This window comes from Armatimonas sp. (genome assembly GCF_031410135.1).
In the GTDB taxonomy this organism is placed as follows: domain Bacteria; phylum Armatimonadota; class Armatimonadia; order Armatimonadales; family Armatimonadaceae; genus Armatimonas.
Genome location: NZ_JANNYP010000596.1, coordinates 1 through 13,769, shown reverse-complemented (window position 1 = coordinate 13,769; position 13,769 = coordinate 1). Strand labels below are relative to the sequence as shown.

Here is a 13,769-nt window from a genome sequence, read left to right as displayed (position 1 = left end):
TACCCTCTGGGTGGCCCTTTGTAGCTTTAGCTCTCCAGTCCCCTCGTTCTAATCGGCGGGACTACCCGCGCCGTCGCCTTTAGCTGCGCCGTCGCCGCTTGAGAATCACCAGGGTGCCGCCAATTGCAAGCAGCGCCAGGGTTCCCGGCTCGGGTGCTGCGGTGAAGACCAGCACGATCCGACCGTTGCCACCCGCCGTGCTGCTTGCGCCTCCGACTCCGATACCCGCTGCGTAGTTCGCACCAGTAAAGCCAGGCGAAACGCCTGCTGAGCTGCCGTTGTTTCCTGCCGCACTTGCCGAGGTGCCCGTCAGCGCCGTGAGCAGCGACGAGCCACCGCCCCCAGCACCGAAGTCGGCGTTATTTCCTCCACCGCCGCCCCCGAAGAAGCCACCGCCACCGCCGCCGCCACCGGGGATAGCACCAATTTGTCCGTTACCACCCTGAAAAGCACTACCCGCCGTGGCAGAGGTCGTGCCTCCGGGTGCTGCTCCCCCTGCTACCTGGGTGCCGCCACCGCCCGTGGCTGGCCCCACCACTCCGGCATTGCCTGCTGCCAGCCCACCCGCACCGCCTAAGGAATTTTGGTTCCCCCCACCGCCCGCGCCTGCGGTGACGATCTCTGTACTGCTGGAGTTGCGAACGATACCCGAACGCCCGCCGCCGCCGCCGCCTGGAATGGCTCCACCATCTCCAACCCCCAAGCCCCCTCCTCCAAAGGCATTGGCAGTCGAACCAGAACCAGGGGAGACTGCACCACCTCCGCCAACGATGAGGGTGAGAGTCTCACCGGGAGAGACCGTGAGCAGGCCATTGACAAACGCGCCCGATGCGCCACGTTGGCCCCCTCCGGCTCCCCACATAAACACGTCCAGGCTGGTGACACCTGCGGGAACGACGAAGAACTGGTTCGCTCCGGTGAAGCTAAAGGCTTGCGTGGTCTGAGCGCGTGCCATGTTCGGAAGCGCCGTGAGCACCACGGCAGCAAGGCCCAGCAGGGCGAGAGTTTTACGAGAGAGAGTTTGCATAGGTTTCATTAGGTTTTTCTTTCTGGGTGACTAAGGATTTTCTTTAACGGTAGGGAAGAGAGTCGTTCCTCCGACAACCACGCGCATGACGGCGGGGGAGGAGAAGGATCTCTTGAAGATTTCTCTGCCAGCCACGGCATAACAGCTGAGGGTGATACCTCTTGCGCCGATGGAGATCGGAACGACAATCGTCTTTGTGATGGGCTGTTTCTCGGAGAAGGTGATCTTCTTACCCGTCGCACTGGTGTAGGTGACATCCACGCCCATGACAAAAGCGCCGTCTTTATTCCAAACCGAGAGCAGACCGCCTTTCCTGATGTCGGTGAACGCGTAGCCCTCTTGGCGGTTCAACCTCTGAGCAACATCGAAGGGCTCATCCTTGACAATTCCCAGCGAGGACTTGGTGACGCCAGCCTCCAGGAAGTTGTACCAAGTGTTGGCGACGATCCGAGCGGCTCCGCGCCGAGCTTCGTTCATCTTCGAGCTGTCCACGACACGTTTCATGTCGTGGAGGAGGAGACTCTCGCACAGAAGACGACCATCCTTCCAGCCAATCTCCGTCCACGGAGCCTCGTAGTTCGCGTCATGTGCTAAGCAGGCATCGTTGAATATCTCGGCGTGCGCCTTGGTGCCAGGGTCCTTGAGATAGTTGACAATGCTACAGCCATCGGAGTCGCGGGGAGCCTTGTTAATGGTGTAGACCAGGAGCGGCTGGTCATCCAGTGGGCTGTAGATCGCCCGCCGAACCGGCCCAGGTGTGGGTCTGCCATCGGGCATTGGGTTCCAGACGTAGGGAGAGTTTTGATTCCTGGCCCTTGCATGCTTGACATACCGCATGTCTTTGGTGGTGCCCGCCGCGAGAGCAGGCACGGCGCGGAAGTCCCAGCCCGAAGTGACCGACGCGGGATAGTTGGGATCGACCCGCTCTAAGCGCACATCATAGCGTGCGTACTGAGTGCCGCTGAAGAAAAAAACCTTCGCATCGCTCTCTCCCCAGAGCAAAGGAGCCTGCACTCTTGAGGGAAAGAGCCCTTTCCAGTTGTCCTTGATCTTCAGACGCTCGTAGCCGGGGTCTACCTTATCGGCAGTGACATTGTAGCGGCAGTACTCATCGCCACTGAAAAAGTAAACCGACTTTCGATCCACCCAGACAAGGGCACCGTCAAGTTTAGGGAACGGGATACCTTTCCAGTGATCCTTGATCTTGAGGCGCTCAAATCCAGGGTCTACTCTATCGGCAGCGATATTGTAGCGGCAGTACTCATCGCCACTGAAAAAATACGCATAGCGCCCCCCCGGCCACAGCACGGCGGCATCAATGCGAGTGAAGCCAACCCCGCGCCAGGCACTCCCGATAGAGGCAGGGTAACCGGGCAGAACCATCTCCGTCGCCTTGTCATAGGCAAGATACTGGTTGTCCTTGAAGAAGTAGATCTTCCCATTGCCCCAGTCAAGAGCGGCATCTATCGAGGTCCAGCCAGTGGCTGCTTGAAGGTGTGTGTTACGACGGTTCATGAACGTATTCCTCTTTTGAGAATTGTCTGTACTTCACCATGTCACTCTGATAATAGTCTTACAATAGTCTTAAAAATGTGTATAATCTGAAAAGACTATGGCTTGGCGCATTGAACTTTTCGGAGGCCCGCGACTCGTCGGTAAGAGCCGCGAGAGCTTCAGCCATTTTCCCACCCAAAAAGCGGCAGCGATCCTGGCCTATCTAGCCGTCACCCTCCCGCGCTCCCACTCTCGCGAGGTCATCGCCGAGCTGTTCTGGCCTGATAAAGACCCCGCACTTGCACGCAACAGCCTCTCGGTGACTCTCTCTAGCCTACGCAAGCTCCTCGGGGAGTCGCTGGTCAGTGGCAGGCTTCAAGTGGGGCTCAACCCGGACTTTGTCACCACGGATGTCGCCGAGTTTGAGGCAAGGCTAAAGGCGGGCGATGTGGCGGGAGCCGCAAATCTAGCACGCGCGGAGTTTCTGCCCGGCCTCTACGACGACTGGGTCATCACAGAGCGCGAGCACCTCGTCGCCCGCCTGGAGACGGCGCAGCAGGCAGCTTCTGTACCGCAGCCGAGCACTCTTCCCATGCCGCGTGAGGTATTCCACAACCTGCCCGAGCCCCTTACCAGCTTTATTGGGCGGGATACAGAGCGCCGTGAGCTGTGCGAGCTGGCGAAAAAAGCCCGACTGGTCACGCTCACCGGCTCGGGGGGAAGTGGCAAGACGCGCCTGAGCCAGTTCGTCGCACGAGACATCCTGGAGCGCTTTGAGGGCGGCGCATTTATTGTCGAGCTCGCTCCGCTGGCCGATCCGGCGCTTGTGGTTCGCGCCGTGGCAAGTACCCTGGGCATCAACGAAGCCCCCGGTAAGCCGATCCTCACGACGCTGATCGAGTCTTTGAAGGCAAAGCAAACGCTGTTGCTTCTGGACAACTGTGAGCATGTCTTAGAGGCGAGCGCCACTCTCGCCGAGACGCTCCTTCGGAGCTGCCCCAAGCTCCGAGTTCTGGCCACCAGCCGCGAGGCGCTGGGCATTGGTGGGGAGCATACCTATCGCATTCCCTCACTCGCTCCCGACGATGCCATACAGCTCTTTGTCGCGCGGGCGTCCCAGCAGCGCCCCGAGTTTGCGAAAACGGAGCAGAACACCCCAACGCTCGCCGCAATCTGCACACGGCTCGACGGCATCCCGCTCGCCATTGAGCTGGCCGCCGCCCGCCTGCGCACGCTCTCGCTCGACGAGCTTCACCAGCGACTCAGCCAGAGCTTCTCGCTTCTCACGGGTGGCCCTCGCACGGTTCTGCCTCGTCACCAGACGCTCCGTGGCCTCATTGACTGGAGCTACGAGTTGCTCAGTGAGAGCGAGAAAACCCTACTCTGTCGCCTCTCGGTCTTTGCGGGGGGCTGGAGCTTGGAGGCGGCAGAGCGTGTCTGCTCAGGGGACGGAGTCGCAGCCTGTGAGGTTCTGGAGCTGCTGACCTCACTTGTGGACAAGAGCCTCGTGGTTGTCGAGCGGGAGCAATCTGGCGCAACACGCTACCGCCTGCTGGAGACCGTCCGTCAGTACGCTCAGGAGCAGCTTAACGGGCCGTGGATCGAGTCTGTACAAGTCGCCCACTTGGAGTACTTTCGCGCGTTTTGTCAGGAATCCTACCCAAAACAGCACCAGTCCGAGGCGGTTACTGAGCTGAATCGGGTGGAGCTGGAACATGACAATATACGCAGTGCGCTCCAGTTCGGCACAAGCGCCTCAGACGAGCACCTTCAGCGTGAGGCAATGAAGATCGCGGGACACCAACGCCGGTTTTGGTACACACGAAGCCATCTTCAAGAGGCGTGGCAGTGGTACAACACGATTCTGGCACTCCCAGTGGCACACAAACCAAGCGAGGAGCAAGGTCAGTGCCTCATTGGTGTAGCCATGTTTACCCGAGTTTTGGGAGGTCAGGCGGAGGCCGAGGCTCTTTATGTAAAGTGTATTGCCGAACAGAAGGCGCTCGGGAATGACTTGAACGTGGCTACTGCTCTGGGTCTTCTCGCAGGGATTATTAGTGAGTCCTACAAGGATATCCAGAAAGCACTTGAGTATCAACGAGAGAGTTTGCGCTTCGCACAAAAGGCAAACAACCTTAATTTCCTGGCTCAGGCAACCATCAATACGGGAACTATGCTTGTTGATGCGGGAGACATACTTGAGGCGCAGGAGATGCTTGAAGAGGGGCTTACTCTTGCACGAAGACAAGGCAATAAATCCCTTATCGCGGCGGCTCTGGGAAATCTTGGAATGTTAGCCTGTAAGCGTGGTGAGTTTTCCAAAGCGTATGAGTTTGGCAAAGAAAACATCAATATTTGTCAAGAGATCGGTCGCAACTTTGCCCTCGCAGTCGCCTTTAGCTACATGGGGGTCATGACGCAAACAGCAGGAGACTTCACAGCGTCGCGTCACTACCGGCAGGAAAGTCTCCTCCTTTCGCATCAGCTCAACTTCCCGGTAATGTGTACTTTTCTGTTAGGAGACCTCGCCGAGCTGGACAGACTTGAGGGGCACTACCGACGAGGCGCTAGGCTCGTCGGGGCGGCGGCTGTTCTCTATGCGAAGTCCGAAGTGAACTTTGAAGATCGTGCCGAACGCCCTGTGCAGTTCCGCGCTGCGGTCGAGGACGTGGCGGCTTTCGACCAAGCGTTTGCGGAGGGAGCGATGCTCACTTTAGAAGAAGCCATTGCCCTCGCTACCAGCTAAAACCCCTCTTAATCTCCCCCTCCTGCCTCCCCCTTCCTTGGGACAGGGAAGGGGGCCGGGGGGATGGGTTCAAAGTACTGAGGGGATGGGTTCTAGTTGGGTTTGTTTACCCCTGGCTGAGAATCTCCAGCACCTCGGGGTAGAGCGTGGCGCTGGTGGCGAAGAAGTCGGGGCCGTAGATATCGTTCTCGCCCTTCCAGGTTGAGCAGCGGCCACCTGCTTCGGCGAAGATGATGGGCATCGGGCCGACATCCCAGGGGCTCTTGACTGGGTCGAGCATGATATCGAGCTGGCCCATCGCCACGCGGGCATAGCCAAACGCATCGCCCCAGGTGCGCTGGAGATAGGTCTTGTCGGCGAGCTGGTTGTAGGCCCCCGAGCGCTTCTGGGCACGGATAATGGATGACGTGACGATCACCGCTTTGTCCAGTGGCTTCTCACTGACGCGGCAGGCGCGGCCATTGACTGTGCAGCCTAGGCCCTTTCCGGCGGCGACCATCTCATCGAGAGCGGGCAGGTAGATCACGCCCGCCACGATCTCACCCTCGCGCTCCACCCCGATCAGCGTGCCGTAGAGCGGCACACCCGCCACAAACGACTTGGTGCCATCAATCGGATCGCAGACCCAGCGGAAATCGCCGCTCCCCGATGCGCCCTCTTCTTCGCCCAGAATGGCATGATCCGGAAAGTGGGAGAGAATGCACTCTCGCAAGACGCGCTCGCCCTCTTTATCGGCAATCGTGACGGGCGTGTTGTCGCCCTTCATCTCAGCCGCTACACCTGTGTTGAAGTAGGCCAGGGTGCGCTTGCCACAGAGGTAGGCCGCCTCTTTGGCGACCCGTAGTAAGTTATCCGTTGTCGGTTCCAGTGTTTTGCTCCTCGGAGATTTGTTCGGTTTCTGTCTTTTTTTGCCGCCACTTGGCCAGCACATTCCACCAGGGTACGGCGTCGGTAGTGGGCATCCCGAGTGCCTTGCGGGCTAAGTTCCCCCCCGGCATGAGCTGGGCTCCGGTATTGACCGCCTCTTTGCCCGCCCGGAAGAGGAAATCTCGTCGGGAAAGGGGCTCTTTGTCTTCACTCATTGTGTTTCCTTTATCCGCTCGGGCGCTACGCTTTAGCCCATCGTTCCTAGGGGGCGTCCCCCCAGCACATGAGCATGGAGGTGAAAGACCGTCTGGCCTGCGTCGCTCTCGGCGTTGAGAACAATTCGCATACCGCTCTCTTCAATGCCCAATTTTCGAGCGACCGCACTACATGCCAGAAGTACAGCCCCGGCCAGCTCACGGTCTTCTGGTTGAAGCGCTAAGACGTTACGAAGGGGTTTCTTGGGGATCACCAGGATATGGACGGGCGCTTGTGGTGCAAGGTCATGAATCGCGACGACAAACTCGTCTTCGTAGACTTTCTCCACCGCAATCTCGCCCCGAGATATCTTCCCAAAAATCGTATCTTCCATGAGGAATTATTGTATCAGGCTGCCGCAGGTAGGTAGATTTTTTAGAGAACATAGACAAACTCGTTCAGGTTGAAGAGCGTATGGCAGAACTCAGCGAGCGTGCGCGTTCTGAGAAAGCGCAGGCTCAGCTGGCGCTCCTTAACACTTGGGCCACGACCAAAGCAGAGCCGATACGCTCGGTCTATCTGTGCCCAGGTGTCGCTGGGCCGGTCGCGTTGGAGCCGTTCCGCAAAGAGTCCTGCCTGACGCAGAATCAGCGGATCGTTGAGGAGCATTAGGGCTTGGAGGGGAGTGGTCGTGATATTGCGCTGGGCGACGGTGTAGGTGATCTCAGGGCAGTCAAAGACCTCTAGCTGCGGTAGCAAGAGTGAGCGCTTGACCTTCACATAGACACTACGCCGCCAGGTTTTCGGGCTGTCTTCGGCTTCGTTGGGCCAGTTGAGCCCCTGGAAGGTGTCGGCGCGGAGTGTCGGGTCTATGGGCGGGTAGACCGCCGGCCCACCGAACTCCAGGTTCAGCGTCCCCGCGACCGTAAGCAGGCTATCGCGCACCGCCTCGCCCTCAAGCCGACGCACGGGCATCCGCCAGAGCAGCTTGTTTTGTGGGTCGGCTTGCTGGGCCGTGGGCCGAATCTCCGATGCCTGCTGATAGGTCTGAGAAAGCAGTATCAGGCGGTGCAGACTTTTTACGCTCCAGCCGCTCTCGATAAATTTGGCCGCGAGCCAGTCGAGTAGCTCGGGGTGGGTGGGCAGATCGCCATTCAGACCAAAGTTGCTGGTGGAGGCGACAATCCCGCGCCCAAAGTGCTGCCGCCAGACACGGTTGACCATTACTCGCGCCGTGAGTGGGTTCTCTTTGCTCGTCAGCCACTGCGCCAGCGCCGCCCGCCGCCCAGTCGTTTTAGCGTCTTTTGCCGCTGCCCCGACTTCCGCCTCGCCCCCAGGAAGCGCACCGATAAAGCCGGGTTTTATCTCTTTATCGGGCTGGTAGGCATCGCCGCGCCGTAGCAAAAACGACGGCCCAAACTCACGACCTTTGTCCGTCACCGCTTGAGCCTTGCCGCCGGGAATGTCTACCTCGCGGCGCTCCGTTGGGGCAAAGATTGCGGCGAGGCGGTAGTAGTCGGTCATCTTCACCGGGTCGTACTTGTGGTCGTGGCAGCGCGCACAGCCCACGGTGAGTCCGAGCACCACGGAGCTTGTCGTGGCAACCAGATCGTCGATCTCGTTGGCACGCGTCCGGGCGTTGTTCTCCACAATGTCCTGCGGGCCACAGGCGAGATACCCCGTCGCGATCAATGCACTCGGATCGCCGGGCCTCAGCTCATCGCCCGCAATTTGAAGGCGCACGAACTCGTCGTAGGGCAGGTCTTTGTTAAACGCGGCGATCACCCAGTCGCGGTAGCGGAACATCAGGGGGCGGTCTTTATCGCCCTCAAAGCCCCCCGAGTCAGCATAACGCGCCAAGTCTAGCCAGTGCCGTCCCCAGCGCTCGCCGTAGCGCGGGGAGGCCAGCAGCTTCTCAATGAGTTTCTCGTAGGCCTTCGGGTCGGTGTCGCGCACAAACCCCTCGACCTCTTCCGGCGCAGGCGGGAGTCCCCACAGATCGGCATAGACCCGGCGGATCAGCACGCGCTTCGGAGCGGGCGGCGAGAGCGAGAGCTTGTTCTCTTTCAGCTTGGCGGCAATGAAAGCGTCCACCTCTCCCCCCTTACCTAAACGCAAGGGGGGAGAGGTGGGAGGGAGTGGCTTGAACGACCACCAAGTTTGCTTCTGTCCTGAGGCTAGGCTTGCCTGACTTCCCCAAGGCGCTCCGCCATCTACCCAAACTTTCAGAGTTGCGATTTCGCTGGCGGGGAGCTTTCCCGACGGTGGCATAAGCGGGGCGCGGCTTCCGGTCAGCAAGACATGCATCAGGCTCTTGGCGGCGCTTCCGGGGACAAGCCCTGCGCCACGAGTCCCGCCCTTCAGCGCATTCTCACGGCTACGCAGGTCAAGGTGCGAGAGCTGCGTCTCCGCCCCGTGGCAACCGACACAGCGCTTCTCCAAGATCGGTTGGACTTTCTGCGTAAAGAAAGTCGCATCCACTTTGACGGTTGGCTTTGTGGGCTTTTGTGCTAGGCAGGGAAGGGCGACGACAAAAACGAGGAGTGCGGCAAGTTTCACGATGCCTACTCTGTCTTTTGTTCTATCAATGTGCCAAAGCGCTTGCCGATGGCGAGGGCGGGGTCGAGTGGAACATCCACGGCGATGCAATCGACGGGTATGGAGATGGTGGGGGTTGCGCGGAGGGTCTTGCCCTCGAACTGGGGCAGGTACGGGCGCAACTCTTCGAGCATCTCGCCGGTCATTTCCCGAATCTCTTTGAGCGTGCAGACAGCTCCCGTGAGCGGGTCGAGGGCGAGCGCATGAACCAGATGCTCCGGGTCTCCACCGAGTGCGGCCTCGGCGCAGAGGGTCTGGACATTGATATTGGTCTGGCAGAGCGCGGCGCACTGGGGCGGCAGGTCGCCAATCACGGTGGGGTGCAGGCCCGTGTCATCGGCGAAAGTGGGCACCTCGACGCAGCAGCCGTTGGGCAGGTTGGTGATGTAGCCATCGTTGCGGACATTGCCCATCAGGCGAAACGGCTTGCCCGTGACCACCGCCTCTAGGATATACGAGCAGTACTCGACACTTCTGGCCTCAATCGCCGTGGACTCAAACTGCAGCGGATCAACGCGCTCGTACTTCTCGGCCATCGCCTTGCCCCACTTGTAGTACGCGCCACTCTCTCCGCCAAAGCCCGGCTCGTCGCAGTAGAGATCGAGGGCTTTCTGGTTGTTGCGAAACCACGGGACGTACTCGCTGAGGTGCCCCGTGGACTCGGTCATGAAGTAGCCAAACTGCCGGAAGACCTCACCGCGCACTTTCTCATTCTTGTAGTACTCCGGCTTTTCAAAGAGCTCACGTAGCTGGGGATAGAGATCGTGGCCGTTGTGCGAGAGCTTCAAGAACCAGTCCATGTGGTTGATGCCACCACAGACAAAGCTAATCTCGTCTTTAGGGACGCCACAGTAGCCGCCAATCAGATCCAGCGTGGTCTGCACCCCGTGGCAGAGGCCGATAAAGGGGACATTGCTCACGCGGCCCAGGGCAAGGCAGTTGGCGGCCATCGGGTTGGCGTACTGCAACATGATCGCGCCGGGCTTGGCGAGCGCCTCCATGTCCTTGGCGATCTCGGCGAGCACGGGGATATGGCGCTGGCCCCGGAACAGACCGCCCGGCCCGAGCGTGTCGCCGATGCACTGATCCACGCCGTACTTCAGGGGAATCTCGTAGTCCACGCCGTAGGCATGAAAGCCCCCGACCTGGATCATCACGACCACAAAGTCGGCGTCTTTAATTGCCTCGCGCCGATCCGTCGTCGCCCAGACACTACCAGGCAGGCCGTTATCCGCGAGCATGCGCTGGCCAAAGGCTTCCATGCGCCGCAGCTTGCTCTCCGTGGGGCTCATCAGGGCGAACTCGCAGCCGTGCAGGGCAGGCGTCGCCATAATGTCCGACATCAGGGTCTTACAGAAAACGACGCTCCCCGCGCCGATCATCGCAATCTTCTTCGACATGCCCCGATTTTACCCAATTTTGGAGAATCGCAGACGAGTCTTTGACGAAGCGTTTTTGTAGGTGGCGTGCCAGAGGGTAGCCGAGGCGGATGAACCAGCGGCGGGGGCGGGAGAAGGCGGTCAGCCTGTACCAGACGGTGTTGTCGGGGAGCCACTCGATAAGAAAGCGCTCCTCGCCGCACTCGACATGGGCATCGAGTGTGCCGTAGGCGAAGCCAAAGCGTCGCGGCTTCTCGATGGTGTAGACGATCTGAGCGGCGCTGATCCAGTAAAGACCAAACGCCCGCGCCTGCATCGCGACTTTCTGGCCCTCGTGAATCGCGGGAGTGCCAGGGCCGATCTTGACCCAGTGTTTCGGAAAGTGCTCCCAGCGCCTGATGGCAGCACAGGCACGTTGGAAAACTTCCGCGCCTTCGCCGAGGCAGACTTTATTGAAGTCGTTGTCGTAGCCGGAGACTTGCGCTGCGTCGTGGGTTGCACCGACCTCGGGGTAGGAGAGCGGGCCGGTGGCGGATTCTAGAAATGCCGTAAGCGTGGCATCCGTCGGTTGAGTTAGGGTGAGCTTCATTGACAGAGGTCTTTCACGGCGGCTTGCCAGGTAGGGAACGTGAATGTAAAGCCTGCCTGGGTGAGCCTGCCAGGGACGACACGGCGGCTCTTGAGGAGAAGCTCTGTCTCGGTCTTGCGCATGAAGGCTCCAACTTCGAGCATCCAGCGTGCCGACGGCAGGCCGAAGGGTATTTTTGCAGCGCGACGGAGGCCGGCAAAAAAGTCGCGGTTGGTCAGTGGCTCGGGAGCAGCGAGGTTGATTGCACCAGACAGACTCTCCTGCTCGATGCAAAAGGCTACCGCGTGGCAGAAGTCCGTGGCGTGAATCCAGCTCACAAACTGCCCGCCGCCTGCCATCGGCCCGCCCAGTCCCGCTTTTGTCAGCCCCAGAAACGCCGCAAATACCCCGTCGTTACCCTTTCCCTCCCCCTTTCCCATCACCATCGCGGCCCGAAGCGCCACTTTGCGGGTGCGTGGCGTGTTGGCGTCAAAGAGGGCCTGCTCCCAGCGCTTGGCCACGTCCACCGAGAAGCCTTTTCCCAGCTCACCCTTTGCCTCGTCCATCTCGCGGTCACGGGCGTCGCGGTAGATCGTCGCCGTGGACGCGTTCAGCCAGACCTTGGGAGGATTTGTGCACGCCGCAATCGCCGCGCCCACCGCCCGCGTGGTGTCCAGCCGCGAGGCATAGATCTCGGCGCAGTTGTCCGGCGTGTAGCGGCAGTTCACCGAGCGTCCCGCCAGATTGATCACCGCATCGGCTCTCTCAAAAAGCTCCGGCAGCCGCTCCCAGCCCCCGTTTTGCCGCGAGACAATGGTGACGGTATCGCCGCGCTCCGTAAAGAACGTCTTGAGAAGCCTTCCGCAAAAGCCCGAGCCGCCGGTGATAAGGAGTTTCATGAGTTTTTTTCCTTAATTACTGTCAGTCCTGCTGCCGGTAACTACTGACGTTTTTTGTGGCGGCGTAGCAGGCTGTCCCGCCTGTGATCGCTCCGGTAAGGGCATAGTGTAAGAAGGACTGGCCATGCATCCATGGCCCCATTAGTGCAACGAAGCCCGCGACGAGCAAGGTACCTGCTATTACTCCCAGTGGAGCTGCGAAGCGTACCTGCCAGAGAACACTCTCACGCGGCAGAAAGAGATAGAGCGGCATGAGCACAACCAGCCAGAGAGGAAGAATCACAAAGCCCATGTACAAGAAGGCAATGGGAGTCCACACCAGCCAGCAAGCAGCGCCCACACTCCAGCCGATGAGCGTAGCGAGAAAGCTTCCTCCCACAGCGCGTAGGGTTGGCTTCCAATTTAGGCTAGTTTTATTATTGAACATGTTCATTTTTAATATATCGGTGGCAAAGGAATCTGTCAAGAGATAAAATGAACAAAGTTCAAAAATAAAACTTAAATTTCTTGAGGCCCATTCATGGGTCTTGCCGCAACAGCGGGCCCATTTATGTGCCCGAAAACACGACACCCGTCGGATATGCGCCCGAAAACAAAAATGAGTGAGATAGCCACCACAACCAACGATAAGGTTTCCAAGGGCGAGCGAACCCGTGAGCGGATTCTCGCCGCCGCGCTGGAGTTATTTGCCGAGCAGGGCTTTGAGGGCGCGACGATGCGCGGGATCGCGGAGCGGGCGGAGTGCTCGCTGGGGCTTGCCTACCGCTACTTCCGTACTAAAGAAGAGATGGTTCTGGCGCTCTATGAGCGGCTGGTCGAGGAGCTGGCGGCGGAGGCGAAGCTCTTGCCGACAGGGTCGCTGGCCTCGCGCTGGGCGGCGATTGAGCGGGCAGACATTGCGCGGCTCTTGCCGCACCGTGCGACACTCACAGCGCTGTTTGGAGCGGGGCTCACCCCCGGAAGCCCGACGCAAGTTTTAGGTGAGGGGGCCGCGCACTGGCGGCGGCGGATTCATGCGGTCTTCCATGAAGTTGTTGCAGGAGCCAGCGATATACCCAAAGGCCCCATCCGTCAGTACCTCCCGACCCTGCTCTACACGGGGCACTTGCTCCTGGTGCTCTTCTGGGCGCAGGACCCGACCCCGAACCAGAAAGCCACCACGGACTTGCTGGCCTTTGGAGAGGAGATGCTGGGGAGGCTCTGGCTGGCGCTGCGCCTGCCGTGGGCCGCACAGTCCGCGGCGCGCCTCGGGGCGATTCTGGAGCCGCTCTTTGGGAGCCCACCGCTGCCTCCCTCAGGAAGCCAGGATCAGCCGGGCGACCTCACCAAAGGGAAAGTCCTCGACACCTAGTCCGCCTGAACTCACCACCCAGAGCGTCGGCCCCTCGGACGGTGTCTCAGGAAACGTGCCGTACCCATCGGTGAGATAGACACAGACGGCGGCGCTGTCCCAAGACTTTTCGGCCTCCACTACAGCCGCAAAAAACGGGCGAAAGTCCGTGCCCCCGCCGCCTTGGGGAGTGGGAAGCGCGTCAAGGGGCATATCTCCGGTCAGGGTGAACGGGCCGTAGAGCGCGGCGTCGGCGTAGTAGAGATCGCACTGAAGATGCGGGTACGAGCGGAGGATGCCCACGACTTCTCCGAGAAACTGCGCCAGCTCGCTCTTGCCGATCGAGCCCGACGTGTCGATGCAGACACAGACCCGCACGGACTCGCCCTCCAGTGTCTCTAAGTACAGCCCCTGGTGGATCAGCCGCCGGTCAAAGCCCGAGAAGTCGGTGGGCGTGCGCACGAGGTGCCGCCAGAGATAGCTGCGCCAGTCGAGCTGCGTGGGCTCCAGTGCACCCAGCTCTCGCTCCCAGCCTGCGGGCATATTTCCCTGGCCGGTGCTCTGCATCAGCGCCTTTGCCTGAGCCTGCGCCGCTCGCCAGTGTGCGGCAAGCTCTTCGGCACTTCCCGTACCCGGTGGAAGCAAGTCTTGCCAGCTCTCAGAGAG

General features: G+C 60.1%; 13 protein-coding genes. 2 read left to right on the top strand and 11 right to left on the bottom strand.

All coding sequences use genetic code 11. The features are described from left to right. Positions 1-79: 79 nt before the first annotated feature. Positions 80-1,036 carry a PEP-CTERM sorting domain-containing protein gene (locus RMO15_RS21855; RefSeq protein WP_309717137.1) on the bottom strand — a complete coding sequence of 319 codons (957 nt, stop codon included), beginning with the start codon at positions 1,034-1,036 and terminating at the stop codon, positions 80-82. A 21-nt stretch (positions 1,037-1,057) separates the two neighbouring features. Further along, a complete protein-coding gene (locus RMO15_RS21850; RefSeq protein WP_309717135.1) occupies positions 1,058-2,542 on the bottom strand; it encodes a hemopexin repeat-containing protein in 1,485 nt (494 codons plus the stop codon). A gap of 97 nt (positions 2,543-2,639) precedes the next feature. Here RMO15_RS21850 and RMO15_RS21845 point away from each other — a divergent pair, with 97 nt between their 5' ends. Beyond that, positions 2,640-5,267 (top strand): NB-ARC domain-containing protein, encoded by a 2,628-nt coding sequence (locus RMO15_RS21845; RefSeq protein ID WP_309717133.1) that lies wholly within the window; start codon positions 2,640-2,642, stop codon positions 5,265-5,267. Between the two features lie 106 nt (positions 5,268-5,373). Here RMO15_RS21845 and RMO15_RS21840 read toward each other — a convergent pair whose 3' ends face one another. Genes RMO15_RS21840 through RMO15_RS21805 form a run of 8 tightly spaced genes read right to left on the bottom strand, consistent with a single transcriptional unit; the run spans position 5,374 to position 12,206 of the window. Further along, a complete protein-coding gene (locus RMO15_RS21840) occupies positions 5,374-6,135 on the bottom strand; it encodes an inositol monophosphatase family protein (protein WP_369016153.1) in 762 nt (253 codons plus the stop codon). Then, positions 6,116-6,349: a hypothetical protein gene (locus RMO15_RS21835; RefSeq protein WP_309717127.1), complete on the bottom strand. Its 234-nt coding sequence runs from the start codon at positions 6,347-6,349 to the stop codon at positions 6,116-6,118. The genes RMO15_RS21840 and RMO15_RS21835 overlap by 20 nt, the downstream gene beginning before the upstream one ends. Before the next feature lie 32 nt (positions 6,350-6,381). Continuing rightward, complete coding sequence (locus RMO15_RS21830) at positions 6,382-6,723, bottom strand: histidine triad nucleotide-binding protein (protein WP_309717124.1); 342 nt, start codon at positions 6,721-6,723, stop codon at positions 6,382-6,384. Positions 6,724-6,764: 41 nt separating this feature from the next. Then, positions 6,765-8,888 carry a PSD1 and planctomycete cytochrome C domain-containing protein gene (locus tag RMO15_RS21825; RefSeq protein WP_309717121.1) on the bottom strand — a complete coding sequence of 708 codons (2,124 nt, stop codon included), beginning with the start codon at positions 8,886-8,888 and terminating at the stop codon, positions 6,765-6,767. A 5-nt stretch (positions 8,889-8,893) separates the two neighbouring features. Next, positions 8,894-10,327 (bottom strand): alpha-galactosidase, encoded by a 1,434-nt coding sequence (melA, locus tag RMO15_RS21820; protein ID WP_309717119.1) that lies wholly within the window; start codon positions 10,325-10,327, stop codon positions 8,894-8,896. Further along, positions 10,278-10,895, bottom strand: a complete 618-nt coding sequence (locus tag RMO15_RS21815; RefSeq protein ID WP_309717117.1) for a DUF1990 domain-containing protein — start codon at positions 10,893-10,895, stop codon at positions 10,278-10,280. The genes melA and RMO15_RS21815 overlap by 50 nt, the downstream gene beginning before the upstream one ends. Continuing rightward, complete coding sequence (locus RMO15_RS21810) at positions 10,892-11,773, bottom strand: TIGR01777 family oxidoreductase (protein ID WP_309717114.1); 882 nt, start codon at positions 11,771-11,773, stop codon at positions 10,892-10,894. The genes RMO15_RS21815 and RMO15_RS21810 overlap by 4 nt, the downstream gene beginning before the upstream one ends. 22 nt (positions 11,774-11,795) lie before the next feature. Continuing rightward, positions 11,796-12,206: a hypothetical protein gene (locus RMO15_RS21805; protein ID WP_309717110.1), complete on the bottom strand. Its 411-nt coding sequence runs from the start codon at positions 12,204-12,206 to the stop codon at positions 11,796-11,798. 165 nt (positions 12,207-12,371) lie between these two features. Between RMO15_RS21805 and RMO15_RS21800 the strand changes: the two genes are divergently transcribed. Continuing rightward, positions 12,372-13,124, top strand: coding sequence for a TetR/AcrR family transcriptional regulator (locus RMO15_RS21800; protein WP_309717105.1), 753 nt, complete (start codon positions 12,372-12,374; stop codon positions 13,122-13,124). On the opposite strand, the gene RMO15_RS21795 is transcribed toward RMO15_RS21800, so the two are convergent. Further along, positions 13,068-13,769 (bottom strand): VWA-like domain-containing protein (locus RMO15_RS21795; protein WP_309717101.1); only part of this gene is annotated, 702 nt, incomplete at its 5' end. The two genes, RMO15_RS21800 and RMO15_RS21795, sit on opposite strands and share 57 nt — an antisense overlap.

Bases quoted from the DNA above. Each gene is read 5' to 3' on its own strand.
- RMO15_RS21855 (WP_309717137.1), bottom strand. From the start codon at position 1,036: ATGAAACCTATGCAAACTCTCTCTCGTAAAACTCTCGCCCTGCTGGGC.
- RMO15_RS21810 (WP_309717114.1), bottom strand. From the start codon at position 11,773: ATGAAACTCCTTATCACCGGCGGCTCGGGCTTTTGCGGAAGGCTTCTC.
- RMO15_RS21800 (WP_309717105.1), top strand. From the start codon at position 12,372: ATGAGTGAGATAGCCACCACAACCAACGATAAGGTTTCCAAGGGCGAG.
- RMO15_RS21805 (WP_309717110.1), bottom strand. From the start codon at position 12,206: ATGAACATGTTCAATAATAAAACTAGCCTAAATTGGAAGCCAACCCTA.
- RMO15_RS21835 (WP_309717127.1), bottom strand. From the start codon at position 6,349: ATGAGTGAAGACAAAGAGCCCCTTTCCCGACGAGATTTCCTCTTCCGG.
- melA (WP_309717119.1), bottom strand. From the start codon at position 10,327: ATGTCGAAGAAGATTGCGATGATCGGCGCGGGGAGCGTCGTTTTCTGT.
- RMO15_RS21845 (WP_309717133.1), top strand. From the start codon at position 2,640: ATGGCTTGGCGCATTGAACTTTTCGGAGGCCCGCGACTCGTCGGTAAG.
- RMO15_RS21815 (WP_309717117.1), bottom strand. From the start codon at position 10,895: ATGAAGCTCACCCTAACTCAACCGACGGATGCCACGCTTACGGCATTT.
- RMO15_RS21850 (WP_309717135.1), bottom strand. From the start codon at position 2,542: ATGAACCGTCGTAACACACACCTTCAAGCAGCCACTGGCTGGACCTCG.
- RMO15_RS21830 (WP_309717124.1), bottom strand. From the start codon at position 6,723: ATGGAAGATACGATTTTTGGGAAGATATCTCGGGGCGAGATTGCGGTG.